Below are 25,045 nucleotides of genomic sequence, written 5' to 3'. Positions count from 1 at the left end.
CTAATTCCTTATCTTGTTTTTATCTAATAGTTTATAGAGAAGCCAAGCCAGGTAGCCACCCAAGGTATTGGTCCACAAATCATCAATCTCAAAGACCCGATTAAAATCAAAGAAAAAGTCTAAAACTAGCTGTGTACATTCGATTCCTAGACTCAATAGAAAACTGAGAAGAATCACTTTCTTCGTTTTTCTTAGACTAGGGATGAGATAGAGAAGTTGGAAAATCAGTGGGAATAGTAAAAGGATATTTAAGGCATTTTGCAAAAATATCCAGAATAGTTGCAGAAGGCTAGTCACTTCACCCAGTTTCCAAAAGGAGTTAAAAGGCGTCAAAAGAAAAACCAGGCGTCCAAAAGTTTGAATACCTGGAGTTTCCACTCCTGTAGGAAGTTGAGGCTGAGGAGTAAAGCAAAAACAGACGATACAAAGACTGTATAATAGCACTCCCAAAATTAGTATTTTTTTTCGATTCATCTTATGGGTTTACTTCAGCTACTGCTTTTTGGCGATCACGCTTCATAGTATTTGAACGCAATTGTCCACAAGCTGCATCGATATCAGTACCATGTTCCTGACGAACGACGCAGTTGATTCCTTTTTTCTTGAGAGTATCATAGAAGGCCATGACGCGCTCTTTAGGACTACGGCTGTATTGGTCATGTTCACTAACTGGGTTGTAAGGAATCAAGTTAACGTATGACAATTTCTTGATATTCTTAAGCAATTCAGCTAACTCAAGTGCTTGTTCAACTCCATCATTCACTTCATTTAGCATGATATATTCAAAAGTAACGCGACGGTTAGTTGTTTCAATATAATACTCGATAGCAGCAAAGAGTTTTTCAATTGGAAAGGCACGGTTAATCTTCATAATGCTTGAACGAAGTTCATTGTTTGGTGCATGAAGAGAAACAGCAAGGTTGACCTGCACACCTTCATTAGCAAACTCACGAATCTTGTGGGCCAAACCTGAAGTTGATACAGTGATATGGCGAGCACCAATTGCCATTCCCTTATCGTCGTTGACGGTACGGATAAAGTTCAAAACGTTATTGTAGTTATCAAATGGCTCTCCGATACCCATTACAACGATATGGCTTACACGTTCATCTTGTCCACGTTCGTCAAAATATTTTTGAACTAACATAATCTGCGCAACGATTTCCCCGTTATTGAGGTCACGTTGCTTCTTGATCAAACCTGATGCACAGAAGGTACAACCGATATTGCATCCTACTTGAGTTGTTACACAGACTGACAAACCATAGTGTTGACGCATCAGAACTGTCTCAATCAGCATCCCATCTGGCAATTCAAAGAGATATTTAACTGTCCCGTCAGCTGACTCTTGAACGATGCGTTGTTTCAAGGGATTGACTACAAATTGGTCATTGAGTTTGGCAATCAAATCCTTAGACAAGTTGGTCATTTCTTCAAATGTCTGAACACGTTTACGGTAAAGCCACTCCCAGATTTGGTCGGCACGGAATTTCTTTTCGCCCTGTTCCAAGACCCATTCTTGCATGCCTTGGCGTGTTAAACTATAAATCGACGGTTTCATGTTTTCTCCTTATTCTCTAATCTTTCTGACGGATGACGAAATGACGTTGCCCTTTTTCTTCGTTCTGAGTTTTCTGTTCCTTACGACGTCGTCTATTTCTCTTGTCCGTGTTATTTCTTTTTTTATTTTGAGATGTTTTCTTCCCTTTACGGTTGTCTTTCTCTTCTTCTCTCTTGCGCATTTTTTGGTCAAATGGTGCTCGTTTAGGAGTTTCATTTTCTAGGACAAAATAGGCACAACCATAACTGCAATACTCAAGTAGGTAATCTTGTAAACGGCTGATTTTCTCGAGAGACTCTTCAGCTCGCTCATTCTTGTAGAAACCACGTAAGCGTAGCTGCTCATTGCTCCAGTCTCCTACAATATAATCATACTTGTTTAAAACTTCTGAAAAGCGTTGAGTAAATGCTGTTGCATCAAAAGCGTCCTTGCTATTTTCAACCAAGGTAAAGGTAAACCCTTCAGCTTCGACTTTATCTCCAGATAGATGAAATTCAGGACCAGGGAATTTATTGTAATTATATAATTCGGGTGCAATCTCTTTACGCATAATATTCCTTTTTAACGTTTACTTAATACTCTATTTTACCATATTTTTGCCATATTTTCACCTATAGTTTTAAAATGAAAAAAGTCTGACGATTTAAGCATTTAGGAGTTGAAGAACATTTCTAGTTTTGAAAAAGAAAAAAACTGGGTCTTCCCAGTTTTTTAAAGATTACATGTAAAGTAATTTGAAGAGTGCTACTGCTGCAATACCAGCTGCAATCGGTGCAACTACTGGTACCCAAGCATACCACCATTTTGAATCACCCTTGTGTTCACCAAGGATTGATTTTGGAAGTACTGCGTGAAGAAGACGTGGTCCAAAGTCACGAGCTGGATTCAAACCTGGTCCTGTAGGTCCACCTAGTGAAGTAACCAAGGCCATTACGAGGAAACCAAGAGCCAAGTGTCCAACAGCAAGTCCTGGTGACAAGAATGGAGCTACTTGAGTTTTTGCTTGTTCAAGAGCTGCAGTAACTTGTTCTTGAGGAATTGTTTGACCTTGGGCAGTCGCTTGTGCAACTTGATCGTTAATCAATCCTTGAGCTTTAGAAAGCAATTCGGCACCAAAGAAGTTCTTTGTCATACCGAGTGCTGCAAAGAAAAGTACAAATGAACCAACGAACTCGTTGATAAAACCGTTAACTGAAGCTGCAAAGCGTGATTCTTTTGTTCCGTGGTCAATACTTGAAATTGTTGAGAAAGTACCCAAGATGTTGTTTGGGTTTTCTGTCTTCAAGTAGTATGGACGGTGAGTTGCAACAACCAAGGCTTGTCCAAAGATTGCTCCCAAAACTTGTGCGATGATGTATTGCGCTACTTGTGACCAAGGGAAAAGTCCGCTAACTGCAAGTCCAAGTGTGAAAGCTGGGTTGATGTGGTTACCAGAAACATTACCAAACATCAAGGCAGGGATCATAACCCCCATACCGTAACCAACAGCGATAACGAGCCAGCCACTTTGGTGACCTTTCGTACCTTTAAGTTCAACGTTGGCAACTGCACCATTACCCAAGATAATCAAGATGGCTGTTCCCAAAAATTCAGTGGCATATTTGACTGCCCATGTGAAATCCATTGATAGATTCTCCTTAATATTTTTTAGACAGTCCCTATTCTATCAATTTTTAGGGCTTTTAGCAACAGATTTTCTAAAAGAATCCTGTGAGAAAACGCTTTTATTTCAATTCTACAAAAAAGACCTAACAAAGAGAGTTTGTTAAGTCCTGGTATTGATTATTCTTGGCGCTGACCAAAGTCCTTAATCATCTGTTCCATTTCCTCACGACTTGGTGTCGTTAGCATATAGAGATAGTCTCCTTGCAATTCAGCAAAGGCTGCTGGCATAATTTTCTTGACCTTGAACTGGTTTCCATATTTAGCCAGCAAATCTTCTTCTGAATAAACATAGTTGGCATTAGCACAGCGTGATGTCGCCAAACAGTATAGGGGCTCGAATTGAGAAGCTGGGAATGGTTCACCTGCAACGATCGCTGCATATCCCTTATACAAGTCAAAAGAATGGGCATAGTTATAGACATCAATGGTAAAGCCACCCGCTGGACGATTATTGTACTCAATGGCAATATAATCATCACCCTCACGGAAGAACTCAATATGGAAGAAACGTTCCTTCATGCCAAATTCTTTGACAATTGCCTCACCATATTTACGCAATTTTGGATCCATCTCCTTGAGAACATAATAAGAATTATCCATCTTGTAAATCATGAGATCAAGGGGTGTATGTGCGTAGTCAAAGGTCGTAGAAAAGACAATATTTCCATCTCTATCTACCAAACCATCGAAGGTACAAATCTCACTAGAGGTGACAAATTTTTCAAAGAAATAGATGGTTGAGTGGTCCCATTCTTGCTTGAACTTGTCCACATCTTCCTGACTTTCTAGCTTATAGGTAGCTGCCGCTCCCACTCCATTATCAGGTTTGGCAATCATAGGAAGTCCAATTTCTTTCACAGCTTTGTCAACATCTGCTTCTGTTTCAATGACAGCACCTGGTACCACAGGAACTCCCGCTTTTTTGAAGAGTTTCTTCATTTCAGATTTAAACTTAGTCTTCTTAAGATCTTCTGGTTTAGCACCAAAAACATTGAACTGTTCACGAAGGGCAGCATCCAACTCTAGCCAGTATTCATTGTGTGATTCTATACGGTCAATTGGGCCATGTTTATAGAAAAGAAAGGCAACAGCACGCTTGACTTCATCAATATTTTCAAGATTATCAACTCGGAAGTACTCCGTTAAGCTATTGCGCAATGGTTCATCTAGTTGTTCATAGGGTTCTTGCCCAATCCCTAGAACTGTAATTCCTTTATTAGCTAGTTCAATACTAAATTGTTGGAAATTTTGTGGGTAATAGGGTGAAATTACAAGATAATTCATAAGCGACTCCTTTTATAGACTCATGTGACCAAGGAAATACGGCATTTGTTTGCGCCACCAATCCCAGTCATGGGCAACATCATGTCCCCATTCTGCAAACCAGGCAGGAATTTGTTTTTGATCAAAGGCTTCTTTAAGCTTGTAGTAAGAAGGTAAGCCATCATGTTCCCAGGCACCTAGACCTGTACAAATCACAATTTCAGCTTGACGATAACGATCGATAAACCAGCCATCATTTTGATTCCAGATATAGTCTACTGGTGAATTTTGATAAATGGCATCGTCATTGTAGTAATCTCCAACGAAGAAACGTGCATCGTAGACACCACTTAATGCAATCACTTTCGTGAAGACATCTGGGTGTTGGAGGAAGAAGTTGAGTGCATGGTAAGCTCCCATTGAGCAACCTGTCGCCATCATGCCGTCAAACCAACCTGTCTTATGCTTGATAAAAGGAATAGCCTCTTCAATGACATAACGTTCATAGGCACGGTGCATTTCAGCTTGGTCATGCCCGTTTTTCCAAGACGCAAGCCAGCTCTCGCTGTCGACACTTGAAAGTGTAAAGAACTGGACACGGCCTTCCTCGATAAAGGACGCACAAGCATCAATCATGCCAAAATCATAGTATTCATTGTGGCTACCACCTGAAGAAGGAAAGACCACAATAGGGATACCCGCATGTCCATAACGGTTGACGTACATTTCACGATTTAGATGTCCACTCCAGTGGCTAAGATGTTCAATATTCATATCCTGTCTCCTTTATACAATTTACCAATTTTCTGCAAAAAAGCGTAGGCAAGCTGGAAGATTCTCTGACCATGGCACTTCATGGTGAATGGCTCCAGCCTGAACCTTGAGAGAGAGATTTTCCAACTGCACTCCTCCTGCTATCAAATCATGATAATAGCGAAGGGATGAGTCGATATAGGCCTGCTTAATATTGCCAGCCATTAGTGTCTTATCAGTATCATCTGCTTCTTCCGTTCCAACGTAGATAAAGATTCGTTGGTCAGGCAAAAGTTTTTTACGCTCGATATAGCGATCAAAGGCTTCTTGGTGAAGCCAGTTAGCTGATGAGAAAACTCCCAAGCAACCAATCTGATCTTGATATTCTAAACCAATAAACTGGGTAATATTCCCACCCAGAGAAGATCCTATCATGGCAGTGTGTTTACGGTCTGATTTTGTCCGATAGTTTTCATCAATAAAAGGCTTAACCACTTCCATGACAAACTCTGCGTACTCGACACCCTTCCCACCAAACTGCTGACCAGGGATGTTAGACTCTTGGAATTTCCAAGCTACATACTCGTTCATACGGCCTAGGCCATCATTGTCAATAGCTACCACAATCATACGGCTAATATCCGGATTACGCTTGATAGCCGGGATAATCTTCCAAGAATGACCAACATAGGATTCTTTACTATAAAAGACATTTTGACCATCATGGAAATAGACAACTGGGTAACTTCTATCCGTATCTTTCTCATAGTTCTTTGGTAGAAGAACACGTACCCGTCGCTCCTTACCTGTGTATGGAACCTTGAGTTTATGCTCTCGCATTTTCAGGTAAAAATAAGATTGATTCATTGTCAGAAAACTCTCTATATTCAAAATTTTACCTAATTATATCATAAAAATAGAAAAAAAGTCAGTTTCCGTCCAAATTTAAGACAATAAACTAACTTTTTTTACTTATTTTATCTTTTCCTCTGGTTTTTCTGATTAAAGGAGATCATCAATCAACTCATCGACTGCATCCTTCTCAGCCTGAGGTGTAATTTCAGTAATCATGATTCCCGCTACTGCTCTCTCAACCAATCCTTCGACATCCATACGTGCTTCATATTGCTCCGCGTTCTTAATCTTAGGATTTGTTTTTGGACGATCTGGCGCAAAAATAGTACAGCAGTCCTCAAATGGCTGGATAGAGATTTCAAAGGTATCAATTTCTTGTGCAATATCAATGATTTCCAACTTATCCATGGTCACGACTGGACGAATAATTGGTGTGTTGGTCACGGCATTGATAGCCAGCATACTTTCTAGGGTTTGGCTTGCCACCTGACCAAGACTTTCACCATTAATAATGACCAAACCTTTTCTCACTTCACGGATACGGTCTGTAATGCGCATCATAAAGCGACGAGTCAGTGTCATCAGATAGGCTTCTGGAGCTTTGGCTTTGATTTCTTCTTGAATTTCAGTAAATGGTACTTCGATAAACTGAATATTGCCACCAAATTTGGTCAATTTACGAGTCAAATCTTGCGCTTTCTTGAGAGCACCTGGACTTGTGTATGGAGGGCTAGCAAAGTGAACAGCCTCGATATCTACCCCACGTTTCAGAGCTAGGTAACCAGCTACAGGCGAATCAATTCCCCCTGACAACATGAGCATGCCTTTACCAGAAGTTCCGACCGGCAAACCACCCGCACCACGAATAGTTTCATAAGAAAGGTAGGCCGCTTCCTCACGAATCTCCACTTGCAGATTGATATCAGGATTTTTCATTTGGGCTTGAATAGTTGGAATGGCTTCAAATACAGCTCCACCAAGAGTTTGGTTGAGTTCTCGACTGTCTAACTCAAAGTTATGGTCACTTCGCTTACTTGAGATTTTAAAGGTCATCCCTTCCTTGTAGATATCCTTCATAATCTCTTGAACAGCAGACTTCAGAACTTCTACGGATTTTTCAACCTTATACACTGGAGAAAAGTTTTGAATCCCGAAAACTTGCTTGAGAGACTCTGCCACTGGTTCGTAATCTGCCCCATTCAGATAAGCGTGGGCACGGTCGCGATCTGCTGTGACTTTGACTTGAGGATAGATGGATAAAACGTCTGAGATATTATTACGTAGTTTATTGATGAAACGCACACGGTTTTTGCCTTTGGTTGAAAGCTCACCATAGCGAATCATAATTTCTGAATACTGCATGAATACTCCTATCTTACTTTTTTAGTTTGATTGTAGATTAATTTCAACTTGGTCAAGAACTGCTCTACCTGACTCATATCATTTTCTAGATCTAGACTGAGACGAACTGCTGACTGGGCTTTATCCTTTTCGATACCCATAGCAATCAGGGTTCCAGCAGGTTTCCCAGCCTTGGACGAGCAAGCAGAGGTTGTCGAGATGAAAATATCATAGTCTTCAAAGGCGTGCACAATGACTTCACCACGAACACCCTTAATCCCAAAGGTCAGAATATGAGGGGCAAAGTCTTCCTCACCTGAGAAAACAAAAATATCTGGATATTCAAGAAGAGCTTGACGGATAACTTCCTTCATCTGACTCGTTTTGCTAGCAAACAATTCCAATCTTTCCATAGCTAGACGCAGAGCCTTGGCTGTCGCTGCAATTCCTGCTACATTCTCAGTCGTTGAACGAAAGTCACGCTCTTGGCCACCACCAGTTAATAGGGGGGTGATTTTCTTGCCAGACTTGATATAGACAAATCCAACACCACGAACTCCGTGGAATTTATGGCTGGAGAAGGTCGCAAAATCCACTCGGTCAGTCAAATACTTTTCTGTCGGAATCTTAGCTAAAGCTTGAACCGCATCAACATGGAAGGAAATCGTTGGCTTATCTGCTAATAGTTCTGAGATAGCTTGAATAGGCTGGATAGAGCCTATTTCATTGTTAACTGCCATGATAGAAACTAGTGTGGTATCAGGACGAAGTAAACCTGCTAAGGCCTCTACATCTACAAATCCCTTTTCATCTACAGGTGCAAAATCCACTTCAAACCCTTGAGTTTTGAGCCAGAGAGCTGACTCCTTGACTGCAGGGTGCTCAATGTCTGACACGATGATGTGTTTACCAAATTGCGCTTTTTCAAAAGTCACTCCTTTGATAACCCAGTTATCCCCTTCAGTACCACCAGACGTAAAGTAGATTTCTTCACTATTTTTGCCAATCAAATCTGCAATCTGTTGACGAGATGCATCTAAAATTCTGGTAGACTGGTCTCCTAAACGATGAAGACTAGAAGGATTTCCAATAATTTTTGTAGACACCTGCATATAGGTTTCAAGTGCTTCCGGATAAGGCTTGGTCGTAGCCGAATTATCAAAGTAAATCATGGTTTCTCACGCTTTCTAAAATCACTCCTTCTATTGTAACACGAAACAGTTCAGGCGACAAGAAAGGCCGTTCAGGTTTATTTAAGTTTTTTTTAAAGATTTTGGGTATAATGAATCATAGTAAAGGAGAGCTATTATGTCTAACTATCGTAGAAGATCAAAACCGAAAACAGAACACATCAAAAAAGGGTTTACTGTCTTTCAAAAAACCATCGCAACGATTGCTAGTATTCTAGGTTTGATTACTGCTAGTATCACGATTATGAATGCCTTTGATAAAGACAAAGATAAAAAAGATACAAATCCGCAGACAACTATTATCAAGGAAGTTCAAAAGGAAAGCCCTGCTCAATCCAATTCCCCTGCACAGAGCCAACCAAATAATCAAGAAACAACTCAAAAAGAAGAGGTTCAAACTCCTAGCAAGAAGGAGGATACAAAATCAGATAACAATTCTCAGAAAAATGAGCAATCTGATTCTTCTTCAAACACTCCAACTACTGAAGCAGGAGTTAGCGCTAATAACGGAGCATCTTAAGCATTTTTCAATACCAACGGTCACTTCGTTGGTTTTTTATTTGCAGTTTTCTATACTTTCGAATCACAAAAAACCAGGAACTAGTGTCCCTGGTTTTCTTTTTTAAAACAAGCTATTCTGCATCGAATTAAGATTCGTACTTAGTCTTCTTTCCCTTTTTTGATAAAGGTTGCAGAAAGAACCAATCCAAGACTCGCTAGGAATGCTAAACCTACTGAATCTTGCTCACCAGTTGCTGGAAGTTGAGCTTTTGCTTCAGTTGCTGGTGCATGTGGTTGTTCTTGTTTTTGGTTTGTTGAAATTTGAGCTGGCTTGTGATCCGCAATTGGTGTAACTGGGTTTGCAACAGGCTCTTTATATTCTGGAACCTCATTCTTAGCTGCTTCAACCCAATTAACGCCACCCTTGAATTCTGGAAGCTCATTCTTGTCCGCTTCAACCCAATTAACGCCACCCTTGAATTCTGGGATTTCATGAACAGCCGCTTCTGCAGCATTAACGCCACCTGTAAATTCAGGAATTTCAACTACTGGTGGTTCTTGATCTCCCTTACTTGATAGTACTTCAGGTTCTGGAGTTGGTTTCGGATCTGGAGTTGGCTCTGGATCTGGAGTTGGTTTCGGATCTGGAGTTGGCTCTGGATCTGGAGTTGGTTTCGGATCTGGAGTTGGCTCTGGATCTGGAGTTGGTTTCGGATCTGGAGTTGGCTCTGGATTTGGAGTTGGCTCTGGATCTGGAGTTGGCTCTGGATTTGGAGTTGGTTTTGGATCTGGAGTTGGCTCTGGATCTGGAGTTGGCTCTGGATTTGGAGTCGGCTCTGGATCTGGAGTTGGTTTTGGATCTGGAGTTGGCTCTGGATCTGGAGTTGGCTCTGGATCTGGAGTTGGCTCTGGATTTGGAGTTGGCTCTGGATCTGGAGTTGGAGTTGGTTGCTCAGGTTCTTCTGAAAGCTCTTGATAGTAAGTCGTCATTTCATAGAACTCTGGCTTGCCACCTTCCCAAATGAGTTTGACGTCAAGTAACGGAGCCTTATCTCTCACTGCAAATGTTTGGAAGCTTGAAGTAATTGCTCCCAAATCTGTCCAAGCACCATCTCTGTCTGTTTTCAGAGTGCGAGCAAGTACACGAGCTGCCACGCCTTGAGGCAGACTAGAAACAAGTCGGATGTGGTTAGCATCTGTTGGTTCTGACAAGTGGTAAACCAGCTCACCTTGGTCTTTCTCAGCCTTATAGCTTGTCAAGACTTTGCCATCTACAAGATTTGTGTAAAGATTGCCTCGACTTTCTCCACCATTTCCTTGAACAGTTGGATCGTTAATTGGTTTCACAAATTCGCCATCATTGATAACCAACTCAGTAAATCCAACAAAACGAGCATCGTAATTAGCAGTAAAGAGAACACGGAGATAATTAGCTTTAACTGGGCTTGCTAGCTCACCCTCGATGTAGCGATTTCCAGGCATCTTAGAATCATGTGTCCATCCATCTGTCAATGAATCATCACGCATTTCATTAGCGACACCATCACCTACTGTCACAACATCTGTCCATGTCTTACCATCTTGACTTACTTGAATCTTACCATCGCGAAGATAGTTCTTCGTACCGTCTTGGATGTAGGCTCTAATCTTCTTGATTTCACGTTCACTACCAAGTTTCAAGGTAATGTGACCATCTTTACGTGCATAGTCAGAGAACTCTACAAAATTATTGTAAACACCATCAAACAACTGATCCAAATTCTTGATCTTGCGAACATCATTTGCACCATAATGGGCATCGATTCCCATAGATGTAGAATCCAGTTTAGTTGGTTGGACTTCTTTTGTCTTAACCAATAGAGATGTTGCTGTCACTGCTTGTTCTTGGTCGGTCTTATTGACCAAACGAGCATAACGTACCAAGGACTTATCAGTTACTTGGCTAGCTGGATACCATTCTTGTGCATTTGGAGAGTATTCCAAGTCAAGGGCTGGATTTCCAATACCAATAGCCTGAATGCTTTCAGCTTGGTGTAGGCGGTCTAGCTTCATACCCAAGTAGCTATGAGCTGGAAGCTTAGTGCCACTTGGAATTTGCATGTCATAACGACCGAGACTGTCATATACTGGAGTTGATTTCAAACTTTCAACATTGGTGTCTGTCATCTCGCTATTACCAGCACGTGTCTCAACTGAGAAGTCAGCGATACGCCACCATAGATTGATATTCTTGGTGTTACGAACACGGATGTAGCGAGCTGAAATTGGAGTTTCAATTTCTTTGGTTTGTTCACCAGTCAAACGATCCAATTCTTTCCATGAAGTACCATCTGTAGAATACTCAAGAACACCTTCTGCCAATTTATCTCCTGATCCTTGAACGAGGCGGACCTTAGTTACAGGTTTGACTCCACCCAAGTCTAGTTGAACCCAACCATCGACTGGAGTTGTATCTGTTCGATCAGCATTTGCGAGCATAGCTTCAGTATTGTCACGACCATCTGTAATCTGAGCAACTGTCGTATTGTACTTGTACATAAGATTTGGACTGATGGTCACTGTGGCTACCTGTTTAGGACGACTTACTTCCACAGGACGGTTCACAGCGATTTCTCGTACAGCAAACCAAGTATTATCACGATCTGAAGTAGCAATCATTCGAACAGCTTTAGCATTGATATTGAGATTTTCAAATTTAAGAAGAGGCTCATTACCAGTGTAGCTTGGTTCTGAAATTGTTACCCACTCATCATTTTCATTGAGATACTCAACCTTAGCATTGTTAAAGGTATCGCGTGGATTTGCTTGAGTTCCCATTGCAAATGTTAAGTTTTGGATTGGAACAGCCTTGTTAAATTTCAAACCAATGTAATCACCAGTTTGGATACTGTTTGGTGATTTGATAAGGGCATGTGTTCCTAAATCTCCATCAGTGACTTCAGCAAGTCCACCTTCTACACCTGTACGGTTTGTGATAAAGGTGCTGATTACTTGGTCTGGGTGTAGGGCTTTTTGAACTTCAGTTGCCAATACTTCACGAAGGCCAAGCAAGAATGGTCGGATATGTTGTACACCCAACTCAGCTTTTTCATCATGGTCTACATAATGGAAAGTATAAGTTTGAGACTGTTCATAAAGCTTCAAGCCCTTGTAGTAGCTATCCCAAAGTCTAGCAGAATCATTGTTTTCAATAGCTTCTGATCCATCTAGGAAAGCACTCAAAGCATCCATTTGGTCAATAGTGTTATCCAACCAGTAATGGATTTGAGAGCGCATCTTTTCGTAACCAGACGCTTTATAAAGTTGAGCTGCTGCTTTCAGTTTTGCAAATTCTGCACGCAATTCAGCACGCTCTGCGCTAACATCTTGACCTGCTTTTAGCTTAGCCATAAAGGCATCCAATTTCGGTGCAAGTTCAACAGACTCTTCTAACTTCACAACACGACCATCCATGTTTTGGTTAATCATGTGTTTACCAAGTTCACGGAAGGCAACAGATGTTTCACTATCAGTAAATTTACCTGTTTCAACAAAGTTGAAGGCGATATCATTTACTTTCTTAGCCTCGTCTTCAGATTTCCATTGTTTCCATGCGTACTGAGCTGCAGAGAATAGGGCAATCTTCGAAGGCTCAGATTGTTGCATTGGGTTCAACATGATACCTGAAAGTAGACTAGGATCCACATTTGGATGAAGGAATTTCTCACCGCCACCCAAGATTAAGTGTTGTTTAGAGTTATCTGTACATGGCCAGTTAATCCATAGGGATACTGGACGGTAGGTCTTACCACCTGCAGTCAGATTGTTCTTAAGGTTAGATAGGAAGTTTTCTGATACTTCACCCCAAATCTTACCACCAGTAAGTGTCATAGAAGTTGAAGTTGGAAGGTTTTCATTTAGAGATTTCAACTCATCTTCACGACCATTACCCCAATATTGACCTGGAACGAAGATCATTTCCTTACGAAGGCCAACATAAGTTGCTTGTTTTTCAGTCAACCAGTCTGTCATGTCCTTCATCAAGCGATTGTAGCTATTGTAGCCACCAACTGGACTTGGAGCATCATCTGCCAAAATACCGAACTCACGAACACCGACATCCATCAATTGAGTGAATTTAGCCTTAATGGTTTCAAGATCTTTTTGGTAGTCAGCATCGTTACCAAAACGGATACGGTTGTTCATGAATGGGTGAATTGTCCAAACATAGCGGGTCTTGTTTTGGTTTCCGACACGCGCCAATTCACGGATTTCAGCTAATTTTTCTTCTGGATAAAGTTCACGCCATTTCTTGTTGTGGTATGGATCGTCTTTTGGAGCAAAGAAGTATTGAGTCAACTTCAAGTCACCACCATAGCGCATCAATTCAGCACGATCAGCATTGCTCCATGGATTTCCATAGTAACCTTCGATAAAACCACGATTCTTAATTTCAGCGTAGTCTTCAACAGTTACATTACGTAAAACTGGAGCTTCACTTTCATTAAGCATGTGTTTAAGAGTCGTCAATCCATAGAAGACAGCATCTGTATCTTTACCGACGATTGAGATTGTATTGTTCTTGATTGATAAAGCATAAGCATCAATCTTATCAAAGAGTCCTTGAGAAATACCAGATATTTCTTTTTCAGCCTGTGAATGTTGACCATGAACACCAAGATAGATATTTGTAGCACCTGCTACTGCAGCTTGACTACTTGTATAAGAGATTTGATGATCTTGTAGTACACTCTTCAAGCGGTTGCGAGTGTAAATATCTAGATGGTCTCCCATAACAAGATTGACTTGTTTTTGAAGTTTAGTGACACCTTCACCGTAAGTAACTTTTTGTGGTGTTGGGAATACCTTGTATTCTTTCTTGAGATAGTCTTGACTTTGTGCTGCGGCAGCGATCGCATCATCACTGGCTGGTTTTGTAGCTACAAAGCTATCCGCAAGTTCAGTTGTACCATCACTCACCTCTTCAACTCTTGGTTGTTCTGGAGTCACTGGTTTCTCAGGTGTAACTGGTTTCTCAGGTGTAACTGGTTTTTCTGGAGCAACTGGCTCTTCTGATTCACTATCAGAAAGTGGCTTGAGTAGTTGAATTTCTGCGGCACTACCAAATCCTGCGACACCTGACAGAACTTTAAATTCTACCTTATTAGTTTCAACTGCTGCAAAATTAACAGTTTTTTCTTTAGTATTATTTTCCCAAGTTCCTGAAGCAACCTTAACCATTTGACCATCTTTTTGAGCATAGATTTCATAAGAGGTCACGACTCCGTTACCACCACCTGGACGTGGAAGATAAGTCAAACCATTGACTTTTTCAGGAGCATTCAAATTCATAGCAACGGTATATGGAGCCTGATGTCCAGTCCATTTTGAATGCCAGAAGGTATTTGGATCATTATCGAAAGCTTTTTCAACTGGGCCTTCTGTATCCGTTCCTGGAGTTTCTTGACTGGTTGCAGAAACTGTGAAGTGATCTGTTGGAATCAAACGTGGGTTTACAAATGCTTCATTTGACAACTCTGCACTATGCAAGATTCCTTGGAAGCCACCGATTGTTTCAAGTGGAAGTACCAAGCTATTGTGAGCCAAGCGAGGGTGAGCTGGATTTGCAATACGCTCAACTTTTTCACCATCTACATAAACTTCTGTTTTTTGTGGTTTCGTAACAACAGAGATTTGATAACGTTTATTTTTCTCAAGTTTCTTGTTGAATTGAATATGGAATTGTTCAAATTTATAAGCTAAGTAGCCATCCTTGTCCGCAAGATAAAGTTGGTTGTCCCCACTTGTAGAGAAGACTTGTTCTCCATCTCCTGTAACAGTTACATCCAATTTCAAAACGTGACTAGGACCAACATCACCTACTAAGCCTTCGATGCTAGAATCTTTTTCGAAGTTCAAACCTGCTTCTGTTTTCTTCACATTCTTAGCAAGATATTCCTTGATAGTTTCTGGTTTAATTGTGAAGAGGTCGCTATCTTCTATTGTCTTTTCTGGATTTGAACGTGGCGCATAAACACTTGTTGGTTGGATACGGTCTGCATAGGTCTTAGCTGCACGATCTGAACCCCAAGTGCGTTCTGCAGTTGATTGCATGCTCTTGAAGAAACGTTTAAAAATATCATATGAAGTTAAACCAGTTTCATGGAGGTCAATGTTGTCATTCCAAACTGCATGACCACCACCGATGATATTTGGATTAGAGGCTTCTAGGCGTGGTCCTCTTCGAGCAGTAAAGTCATTTGGTGCCCAGCTATTATATTGCAATTCATAGTTAGCATAGTCGCTATAAGGTCCCTGACTGTTGCTACCACTTGGAACACTGTAGGTTGGTACATCTAAGATATTAATAATCTTAGCACCCTTGGCGATTGCTGCTTGTGGATTTTGCCAGCCAAGGCTCCAGATATCTACTTCTACACCATTCCAATCGACAGGCGTAGTTCCTTGTTTAGCAGTGAGTGAACCCCAAATACGTGGTGTTAAGCCCTTGTCTTTGATGTACTGAATCATATCATGGACATAACGGCGATAACTCTCAGGACTTCCATAGTACTCATCTGTACCGATATGAACTGTTGAAACACCACGAAGAGGTGCATTTTCACCAACCAGTAACTTGTCATAAACAGATTTAACAAAAGCTAGCGTTTCTTCGTACTTGTTATCCAAGTCTAGCATTGCCACGCGCTCGACATTATGCTTGTTAGCGCTCAGTGGTCCTTTATACATCAAGTCTGGACGCACTTTGACAAAGGACAATGCGTGACCTGGTGTGTCAATTTCAGGAACAAGATTGATATGCAAATCTTTAGCTAGACTAATAATCTGTTGCAATTCATCTTTTGTGTAATGTTCTTTTGAGGTTAATTTTTCACCATTATCACCAACAACATCTGTTTCTACACGGAAGCCTGTCTTAGCATTTTTCAATACATAATCCAATTCTTCTTGTTGGCTGAGATGCTTACCTTCCACGTGTTTATCGAGGAAGATATAGTTGTCGTTCAAGTGCAATTGAAGATCGTTCATCTTGTAGTAAGCCATGTTGAGCATGATATCTACAAGCGTATCATAAGGAATAAACTTACGGCCTGTATCTAGCATAAAGCCACGATGACTAAAGCTTGGGTAATCACGGATTTCTCCGTTTTGCAAGTTATTTTCTCCCAATTGAAGGAGGGTACGAGTTGCATAGAAAGCACCTGTATTAGTCGCTGCTTCTACAGTAATAACTCCATCTTTAATGGTGATACCGTAGCCTTCTTTGCCATAACCCTTGTCTTCAACCTTTTTAAACTCAATACGGTTTTGCGCTTCTTGACTACCGGTTGCGACTTCCAAACCACGATTTTCAAGGTCAGTTTGGTAGAACTTAGCTTCCTTGTCAAATCCAGAATCTCCAACTGAAATGACAGTTTCTGAAGTAATCGAAGTTTTACCTTCAGTGCCATACCATTGTTGAACTGCTGGAGCAACTGCAGGTTTGGTTCCCACGCCTTCATCAGCATGCAAACCTTTAATGACAACTTCAAATTCTTTTGTGAAGGTATGGTTATCATTCGTTTGTTGGACCATCACTTTGACATGTTGTTCTGTCAGCGGTGTGTAGATTTTATTATTTAGGTCGATAACACCTTGCTTGTTGCTTCCGATCAAGCTAACTTGACCAGGCAATTTAGGCAATACAAGTGATTTTCCATCTTCAGCAACAGTTAGTTCAGTAACTTGACGAATATCTGTTGGTTTACTAGTGTCTGGAATGTTTGAGTAGGCACGAATTTCTTGGATACCCACATTTTTCCATTGCATCGTACCGGCTTGATAATCTGTAATTTCAAGTTTGAGATACTTAGCTTGAACTGCTTCTTTTAAATCAACTTTTTCATCTAGAACTGGAGTTCCTGTGCGTTGATGAGCCAACTTCCATTCTCCAGGACCTGATCCATTGACTTCGTCTTGACCTGCATAATAGAGATTCCAAGATTTGATGTTTGGATCGTTTTGCTCTCCACGAACACGACGGTCCCAATCGATTTCCACATGCTTGATTAAGGTTGTCTTTTCAAGCTTAAATTCGATTGTTGGTTTCACAACATCACGGTCAGTTGCCCAACGAGTATCTGGATTTCCATCAATCGCCTTCTCAGCTGTAAATGGTGTGTTCGCTTCATGGTTTGATGCTGTCGCAGTAGCCTTTTCCAAATGATTGACATCTGGAGTTTCAACCAAATCTTTAGTAACTGGCTTTTCTGCTGGTTTAGCTACTGGTGCGGCTTCTTCTTTTGGAGTCTCAGCTGGTTTTGGTGTTGCTTCTTCCTTAGGAACTGGAGTTTCAGCTGGTTTTGGAGCTACTTCTCCAGTATTTTCAGGCTGAGCTTCCACATCAGTCGGATTCGTTTCAGCAGGATCAGTTGGTTTTGCTGATTCAGCTTTTTCAATAGCTGCTGCTATATCCGCTGGTAACTTATCCAGGGGCTGAACCTGTGTTACTGTTCCTTCTGTCTCTGCAGGTCCTTCTGTTTCGGCTGCTTGAACCATACCAACACCAAAAATGCTAGCACCAATCATGACAGAAGCAGCGCCAATTGCAAATTTACGTATACTGTAATGACACCGTCTCTCAAAAAAATGTTTTCCCATTTTCTTTATTTCCTTTCCCACGCTTAAATTGGGTAAGCGTTATCATTTCCCTTTTAAAAAGGGAGGACCAAGAGGTCCTCTCTAGGTGTTTGTTGTTCTCCATTACAATCCGTTAGGAGTTTGAGTTTTCATAGTGTAAAACTCTATGATATTTTAATCTTCTTTTCTTTTTTCAAGAAATAGAGCAGACATTGCTACTGCAAGACCAGCTAGGAAGAGGTGTCCAGTTGCTCCTTCTCCTGTTTCAGGAAGTTTGGCCTGATCCGCTTCTTTTTGTGCTGCTTGCATAGCAGGTGTTGGTGTTAGAGCTGGTTTCTGATCAAGTTTTTCTGCAATTGGACTTGTCTGATTGTCTCCTGCACCTAATGTTTCTTTATACTCAGGAACATCATTCTTAGCTGCTTCAACCCAATTAACGCCACCTTTGAATTCTGGGAGCTCATTCTTGTCCGCTTCAACCCAATTAACGCCACCTTTGAACTCTGGGAGCTCATTCTTATCCGCTTCAACCCAATTAACGCCACCTTTGAACTCTGGGAGCTCATTCTTATCCGCTTCAACCCAATTAACGCCACCTTTGAACTCTGGAATGTCATAAACAGCCGCTTCTACAGCATTAACGCCACCCTTGAATTCTGGAATGTCATAAACAGCCACTTCTGCAGCATTAACGCCACCCTTGAATTCTGGAATTTCAACTACTGGTGGTTGCTGTTCTCCCTTACTTGATAATACTTCAGGTTCAGGAGTTGGTTTTGGATCTGGGGTTGGCTCTGGATCTGGAGTTGGTTTCGGATCTGGAGTTGGCTCTGGATCTGGAGTTGGTTTTGGATCTGGAGTTGGTTTTGGATCTGGAGTTGGTTCTGGATCTGGAGTTGGTTTTGGATCTGGAGTTGGCTCTGGATCTGGAGTTGGCTCTGGATCTGGAGTTGGCTCTGGATCTGGAGTTGGCTCTGGATCTGGAGTTGGTTTTGGATCTGGAGTTGGCTCTGGATTTGGAGTTGGCTCTGGATTTGGAGTTGGCTCTGGATTTGGAGTTGGCTCTGGATTTGGAGTTGGCTCTGGATTTGGAGTTGGTTTCGGATCTGGAGTTGGCTCTGGATTTGGAGTTGGTTCTTCAGTTTCTTTAATTTCTTTCAAGCCTTCTACCAATTTATTAAGTCCGTTTGGAGTTAATAAGTTATGTTCTGCAAGACCATTCTTGTACGCTTCAACAGCTGCCAAGTATTCTTTCACATCTTGACGATCAATCTTACGAACACGTTCTACTTCAGCATTGTATGCAGCTTCATCTAATGGTTTATCATTTTCAATTGGAAGGACGAAGCGTAATTCCGCTGCTGAAATATGTCCAGGGTCACCGTATGTTTCGTTACCAGTAAAGATAGCTTTCTTCACCTTGATTGGAGCATCAAAGTTAATCACTTTTGTCTTCGCATCATTTGCCCATCCAGTAAAGTTAAAGTTATGTTCTTGTCCTTTTTCATCAATCACTGTAAGGCTACCGCTCATCACACGTCCGTTTGGACCTGAAGGACGAGGAACATATTCAAAGCGAGTTGATTCCATCGGATTATTGAACTCTACTGTTAATGGTTTTCCTAAGCTATTCACTCCATAAGGTGTATGCCATAAAGTATTTGTATTTCCATCAAATGCATACCATACATTATCTGCTTCTTCATAAGGAGCATCAAGATCATGAATATCGTCCCAATCTGGAGCGCTACGTTTCACCGCAAGTTTTTCTTTAGCCTCGTTAACGCGTTCTACAAGAGCTTTAGCATCATCCACACTAATATCATCGTCTGCTTCTAATAAAGCTGCTACAGCGTCTTTATAAGCATTTAATGAATCTTGTTTGTAGTTGCCATTTACGATTGGAGTATTCTTTTCGTATGCTTCATCGATGATCATCTTACCAGTTAACTTAATTTCTTCAATTTCAAGGTTATCTAACATAAAGTCTTTATAACCTTTGAAGTTGATTTCGTTGTTATCTGTATCACCTTTAGTATCGGCACCACGCGCATTTGAGTAAATACCAATCCAAGTGTTTCCACCTTTTTCACCAGTAACATAGAAGCTTACTTTCTTAGGAGTTGATGAATTTTCCCAAGTGTTTTCTAAGTCGTATTTCATTAATTTACTACGACGAGAATTTTCGCCATTACCGATAACGAATGAGTATGCTCCATTTGAACCTGCTTCATAATCGAAGGTTACTTTATAAGTCTTACCTTCTTCGAAGCGGAAGTTTTGTGGAATTGTTTGGTAAACGAGTTTGTCATTTCCTGTTAAACCGTTCGTCTTCAATGACCAATTGCCTTCGATAACATCGTTGACTTTCTTACCATTCCATCCACGTTGAGTATATGGTTCGTGTTTCTCAGATAAGTGAGTACGGTTATCTTGTACGCCTTCAACATCGCCAACTACGAATGGGAAGATACCTTGAGGCACTTCTTCAAAGTCTTGTTTGAATTTACCATTTCCTGTATCGTGTTTTTCGTTGTACATTACAGATTGATTTTCAAATACACGAATTTCATCGAAGTAAGTTGCTGCTGCATCCGCATCACGTCCAAGTTCTAATGTCACATTAGAAACATCTTCGCCTGTTGTGAAGTATACATACATGTTTTGGAAGTAACTTGTATTATCTACTGTCGCATTCTTCTTAAGTGTGTTATGCGCATGTGCTTGTACATAGTTCTTCGCGATTGATTTATTTGTGTAGTTAGAAATCACTTTATCTCCGACACGGACTGTGATATCTGCACGTGCATCGCTTCGGTTATCCACGCCTACATAAACGGCATATCTTGTATTAGGTTTCAAGTCTGTTAAGCGTTGTTTCAATGTCACACGTTCAGTGTTACCTTGAATACGTAACATTTCGTTTGCCCCTTGAGATTTCACGATTTCAGCATGTTCGCTGTCACCAGTTTTTTCCCAATGATCTAATGTTCCGCTGTTGAAACCTTGGTCATAGATGTGTAGTCCTTCACTCCATACCATTGTCTTCTTGCCTTGAGGAGCTTTGTAAAGTACATATGGTTGGTACGCATCTCCCGTAATTTGAATCTTACGGTCTGCGCCGACTGTTAATTCCACAACATCTTGTTTTCCTTGGTCTGTTAGACGATAGAGGTATACTTTATCTCCAGTCCAATCGTCTGGAAGTGTCCATTCAGTTGTTCCAGCAGTATTTGTGAAGAAGTACATCTTTTCTTTGTCGCCTGTTAAAGCTTTACCATTTTCATCCCAGTTCCATGGTACTAAGTAACTTCCACCATTTTCGATAACACGACCGTTTAATGTTGTGACACGTTTACGGTAGTCTGGGCTGTTAGGGTCGTTTGATTGACGAACAATCTTCACTTCATCCCCATTGTCATTTGTTAAATCAACTTCCATTTCTGGAGTCCACTTGTAGTTTTGACCATTGTCGCTCATCGCAACTGGGTCACCGTTCACCCATTTAGAAACTTTGTAGTGTTGGAAAAACTTCGTCATGATGTTGTTTTCGAAGAGGTTACGAATATATCCTTCGTAGTCGCTTCGACCTTGCCATCCTTCGAAGTCTTTCATGTTATATCCACCAAGTAATGGATAGTTCGCTGCACCACCGTAACTTGGATAGTCACCCACCCATGAGTCTTTTTGGTGGTTACGGATGAATCGAGTAATATTTGAGTTAATACCTTTCAGTGAGTATCCACCGTAAGTTAAGTCAGCGGCCCAGTGTTGGAATGTTGAGTCATATTCCGCACCGAAGCCCCACTCGATTGCCATACGCCAGCCTTGAGAGTTTATTTCTTTAGCAAGTACGTGAGTTGGCCAAGCAGTGTTATCTCCTGATTGTCCGTTACCCCAAACGTCCACATAGATGAAGTCTAAGTCAGCACCTAGTTTTTCTCTTAATTCTTTCCAACGATCCAAACGTCCATGAGCTAAGTCATATTCTGCATCGATGTTGATACCTTGGTCTAACCAGTTCCAACCGTACATATATGTTCCGTCAGAGTTTCTACGTAAAATGGCTTCACTGAAGTATTTAGATTCAGGATATGTTTCAGAAGCGTTTACGTGAATACCGATTTTAGCTCCGTATTCTTTTGCTCTCGCTAATAATTTCTTGAAGTCTTCAACGCCACCGATTCTCTTACCGATATCTGCATAGTTTAAGTGACCTGAGTCGTGACCTTCACTACCATACCCTTTAAGTAGGATTGATTGGCCTAATCCGTCTGTGTGTAAGTTAATCTTCTTAATACCATCTAATGTCATTAAGAATGGGTTTTGCGCTTGAGATGCGAAGTTCATTGCAATACGATACGCTACTAAATCTGGAACAGATTCTGCTCCTTTAGGATTGTTCATGATATTACGATAGGCAATCGCACCATCTTGCCAGTCCACAACATTATCTTTGTTTAAGTCTTTTGTGATGACTACTTTAGAACTTGGTAATTCTAATGTGTATTCTGGGAATACCAAGTTCTTATAAGCACGTTGGTACCAGTAAGGTGAGCTTTGAATACCTAAGTAGTTCACGCCTTCTACACGTTCTAACGCTGTTGTTAAACGTGCAAAGTCATTTCCTCTGTAAGTAAATTGAGAGTTACTCCAAACAGACGCTGCTAATTCGTTAGAAGAAACAAATCCATACATGAAACCGTAAGTATATTCATTCATCTTGCCTTCTTTCAAGTCTAAATGATAGTCTCCACGGTTATGTGTGTTTGTTGACATTTGAGCACCATCGAATTTCGCACCTTGTTTATTTGAACCTACAGACACTAATGTGTTTCCTGGGAATTCAATGGTTTGGATTAATTTGCGAACATTGTCGACTGGTTTACCCATTTCGACATTGTTTTTGTTCACTACTTTTGTCACATCGAAGTGCATTTCGTTGCCGACTAATTGTAATTTCACAGTGATTTCAGCGTTGATGAATTCATCATCGTTTCTTACTTTCATTACATATTCTGCAGTAGTGTCATCAATCTTACGGTATTGAACTTCTGGAGTGACTAATACACCGTTGATTGACATTTTATCTAATTTTTGAACTTGACCTGTTAACGTTTTTCCATCTAATTCATATTCTTTAACACGTGGAAACGCTGTGTCGATAATCGCTTTTAATTGTTCTGATTGTAAAGTTTCATAGTGAACATCTTGGTCATTGCGACGTAATCCATCATCCACAGCCGGAGTTTCTTCTTCAGGTTTGATGTTATCTTGGTTATCCGCTTTGATCGATACAGAAGATAATTCTGTACCGTAAGTCCCAGCTTTGAGGTAAACTTTATTCACATCAGCTAAAGCGTTCTTGACAGCTTCTGGAACGACTTCTGTGCTAAATAAATTTTGTCCATTATTTGTAGCGTTTAATTGACCGTCTTTCTTGTACACGATAGATAGATGGTTTTCTTCCCCTACATTTGGTGCTTCTACACGAGTCTTGCTATACCATGTGTTTACATTTGGTCCTTTGTATTGCCAGAACCAACCGCCCTTGTCATACCCTACAAAGATGTTGTTGTCATTATCTTTATATTTTAGATATACCCCAAAGCGAGTTTCAGCTGGAGGAGTGTTTGCCTTGAACGTTAAGTCAACGCTTACATTTCCTTCCGCATCCGCCTGTAATCCAGCTTTTTCAAATAAAGCTTCGTTTGCTCCATTGTCGTTAGCTGTTGTTGAAGTTAATTTGTTGTAGCGTACTCCGCCTTCTTCAACGACTTCAACATTCCCTTTCACACGGCTTACTGAATTCCACTCTTTTTTCACTTCGGCAGTAGCGTCGCTAGTTTCTCCCGTTGCTGCTTCAGCTGGTTTGTTTTCTGCTGGTTTGTTTTCTGCTGGTTTATTGTCAGCTGGTTTTTCTTCCTGAGGTTTATCCTCTTTTGGTTTTTCTTCTTTATCTTCAACTTGTTTATCAAGAGCATCTAGACCAGCTGGTTTAGTTGTTTCAATACCCTTAATATAGTTTTGAATCCACTCTAACTGTGCAGGTGAGAAAAGAATACCACCACTACGTTTACCAGATACACCGTTTTGATGAATCCCAATTAATTTTCCATTTTCATCAAAGATTCCACCGCCACTTGCACCAGGTTCACTTCCTTGGTAGCTAATTCCACGAACGCCTTCTCCATGGTCATTAATATCTTCGACAGTAGTATTGAGGATTGGATCGAGCTCTCCCTTTGGATAGCCAAAAACATGCACCTTATCTCCCACCTTGATAGTAGATGGTTTATCCAAAACTTCAACTGGAGCGTTTGCAAGAGGTTTGCGAAGTTTCACGATAGCTAGGTCATTTTTATAACCTTTTAGGAAGCCTTCACGGTCCCAGTGTTTTACATCATTTTTACTAAACTTAACGTCTGGAGCTCCCTCGTAAGAAATGGTATAAACATCGTCGTCACTATCAATATTATCAGCAACTTTACGATTGTTTCCATCTGGAACATCCTTGATAAAGTTATGAGATACTGATAAAACAAGATTATCCCCGATAACGATACCACTACCAGTTCCGGCATCACTCTTAATTTCAACAGTAGCGCCGTAGTTCAATATTCCATTTTTTGTTTTAGCAACATCCTCTGGAACTAAACTTTTATCTTCTTTTGCTAAATCTTCTTTTGAAGCAGTATGTCCACTATCTTCAGCCTTATCCAACTTTTCGCGTAGATCTTTAGGGAGTTCACTTTCGGTTGTTTCAGTTGCAGATGGTACTACTGCTTCTTTTTCTTTCGCAAGTATTTCTTCTTCAGTTTTTGGCCCTTCAGTAACTTCAGGAGAACCTTGGTCTTCTCCAGGTTTCGGCGCTTCAAAGTCATGCCCATTATCATCTTTTGCATTTGCTAGGGCTGCTGCTAAATCAGCTGGCATATTTGCGGTAGAACCAGTCTGTGCTGTATCAGCTAAAACGGTACTTGTTCCGAAGAATGTAGCACCAATGATAACAGAAGCAACACCTAATGAAAATTTCCGAATACTATATTTACAACGTTTTTCAAATAACCTTTTATCCATTATTTTTTATTCCTTCCTGCTTAAAAAGTAAGCGTTTGCAATTTATTTTAAAAAAATAACTCCCTTCATTTTTTTCGCTTATTTTTTAAACATATAAATATTTCTTATGCCATTTTAATATATCAAAAACTAGTTTAAAAATCAATACTATATTAGTTAAAATTAGTAAAAGTAAAATCTAATTTTCGGACCAACCTGAAAGTCTTTTTACTACAAG

Annotated in this window: 12 protein-coding genes; 1 reads left to right on the top strand and 11 read right to left on the bottom strand. The window is 40.6% G+C overall.

Annotated features, from left to right (window positions below; all coding sequences use genetic code 11):
- The 9 genes from QM419_RS01125 to QM419_RS01085 form a co-directional block, all read right to left on the bottom strand.
- Positions 1–474: a VanZ family protein gene (locus tag QM419_RS01125; RefSeq protein ID WP_414277620.1), complete on the bottom strand. Its 474-nt coding sequence runs from the start codon at positions 472–474 to the stop codon at positions 1–3.
- A gap of 1 nt (position 475) precedes the next feature.
- Complete coding sequence (gene rlmN / locus QM419_RS01120; RefSeq protein WP_414277619.1) at positions 476–1,561, bottom strand: 23S rRNA (adenine(2503)-C(2))-methyltransferase RlmN; 1,086 nt, start codon at positions 1,559–1,561, stop codon at positions 476–478.
- A gap of 16 nt (positions 1,562–1,577) precedes the next feature.
- On the bottom strand, positions 1,578–2,111 hold the full coding sequence (locus QM419_RS01115; RefSeq protein ID WP_414277618.1) for a YutD family protein: 534 nt from the start codon (positions 2,109–2,111) through the stop codon (positions 1,578–1,580).
- Positions 2,112–2,279: 168 nt separating this feature from the next.
- Entirely contained in the window at positions 2,280–3,185 is a 906-nt protein-coding gene (gla, locus tag QM419_RS01110; protein WP_414277617.1) for an aquaglyceroporin Gla, read from the bottom strand.
- Positions 3,186–3,343: 158 nt separating this feature from the next.
- Positions 3,344–4,510 carry an ATP-grasp domain-containing protein gene (locus QM419_RS01105; protein ID WP_414277616.1) on the bottom strand — a complete coding sequence of 389 codons (1,167 nt, stop codon included), beginning with the start codon at positions 4,508–4,510 and terminating at the stop codon, positions 3,344–3,346.
- Between the two features lie 12 nt (positions 4,511–4,522).
- Positions 4,523–5,263, bottom strand: coding sequence for an esterase family protein (locus tag QM419_RS01100; RefSeq protein ID WP_414277615.1), 741 nt, complete (start codon positions 5,261–5,263; stop codon positions 4,523–4,525).
- Between the two features lie 21 nt (positions 5,264–5,284).
- Entirely contained in the window at positions 5,285–6,109 is an 825-nt protein-coding gene (locus QM419_RS01095; RefSeq protein WP_414277614.1) for an alpha/beta hydrolase, read from the bottom strand.
- A 135-nt stretch (positions 6,110–6,244) separates the two neighbouring features.
- Positions 6,245–7,459 (bottom strand): tRNA uracil 4-sulfurtransferase ThiI, encoded by a 1,215-nt coding sequence (thiI, locus tag QM419_RS01090; protein ID WP_414277613.1) that lies wholly within the window; start codon positions 7,457–7,459, stop codon positions 6,245–6,247.
- A gap of 8 nt (positions 7,460–7,467) precedes the next feature.
- A complete protein-coding gene (locus tag QM419_RS01085; RefSeq protein WP_414277612.1) occupies positions 7,468–8,610 on the bottom strand; it encodes a cysteine desulfurase family protein in 1,143 nt (380 codons plus the stop codon).
- Between the two features lie 136 nt (positions 8,611–8,746).
- Between QM419_RS01085 and QM419_RS01080 the strand changes: the two genes are divergently transcribed.
- Entirely contained in the window at positions 8,747–9,148 is a 402-nt protein-coding gene (locus tag QM419_RS01080; protein WP_414277611.1) for a DUF6556 family protein, read from the top strand.
- 140 nt (positions 9,149–9,288) lie between these two features.
- Here QM419_RS01080 and QM419_RS01075 read toward each other — a convergent pair whose 3' ends face one another.
- Both QM419_RS01075 and QM419_RS01070 read right to left on the bottom strand, forming a co-directional pair.
- Positions 9,289–17,769: an SIALI-17 repeat-containing surface protein gene (locus tag QM419_RS01075; RefSeq protein WP_414277610.1), complete on the bottom strand. Its 8,481-nt coding sequence runs from the start codon at positions 17,767–17,769 to the stop codon at positions 9,289–9,291.
- 153 nt (positions 17,770–17,922) lie between these two features.
- On the bottom strand, positions 17,923–24,828 hold the full coding sequence (locus QM419_RS01070) for a SpGH101 family endo-alpha-N-acetylgalactosaminidase (RefSeq protein WP_414277609.1): 6,906 nt from the start codon (positions 24,826–24,828) through the stop codon (positions 17,923–17,925).
- Between the last annotated feature and the right edge of the window lie 217 nt (positions 24,829–25,045).

It is taken from the genome of Streptococcus infantis, from assembly GCF_047464715.1.
In the GTDB taxonomy this organism is placed as follows: Bacteria; Bacillota; Bacilli; order Lactobacillales; family Streptococcaceae; genus Streptococcus; species Streptococcus infantis_S.
The sequence above is the reverse complement of the archived record's forward strand: the minus strand, read 5'-3'. Positions and strand labels throughout refer to the sequence as shown.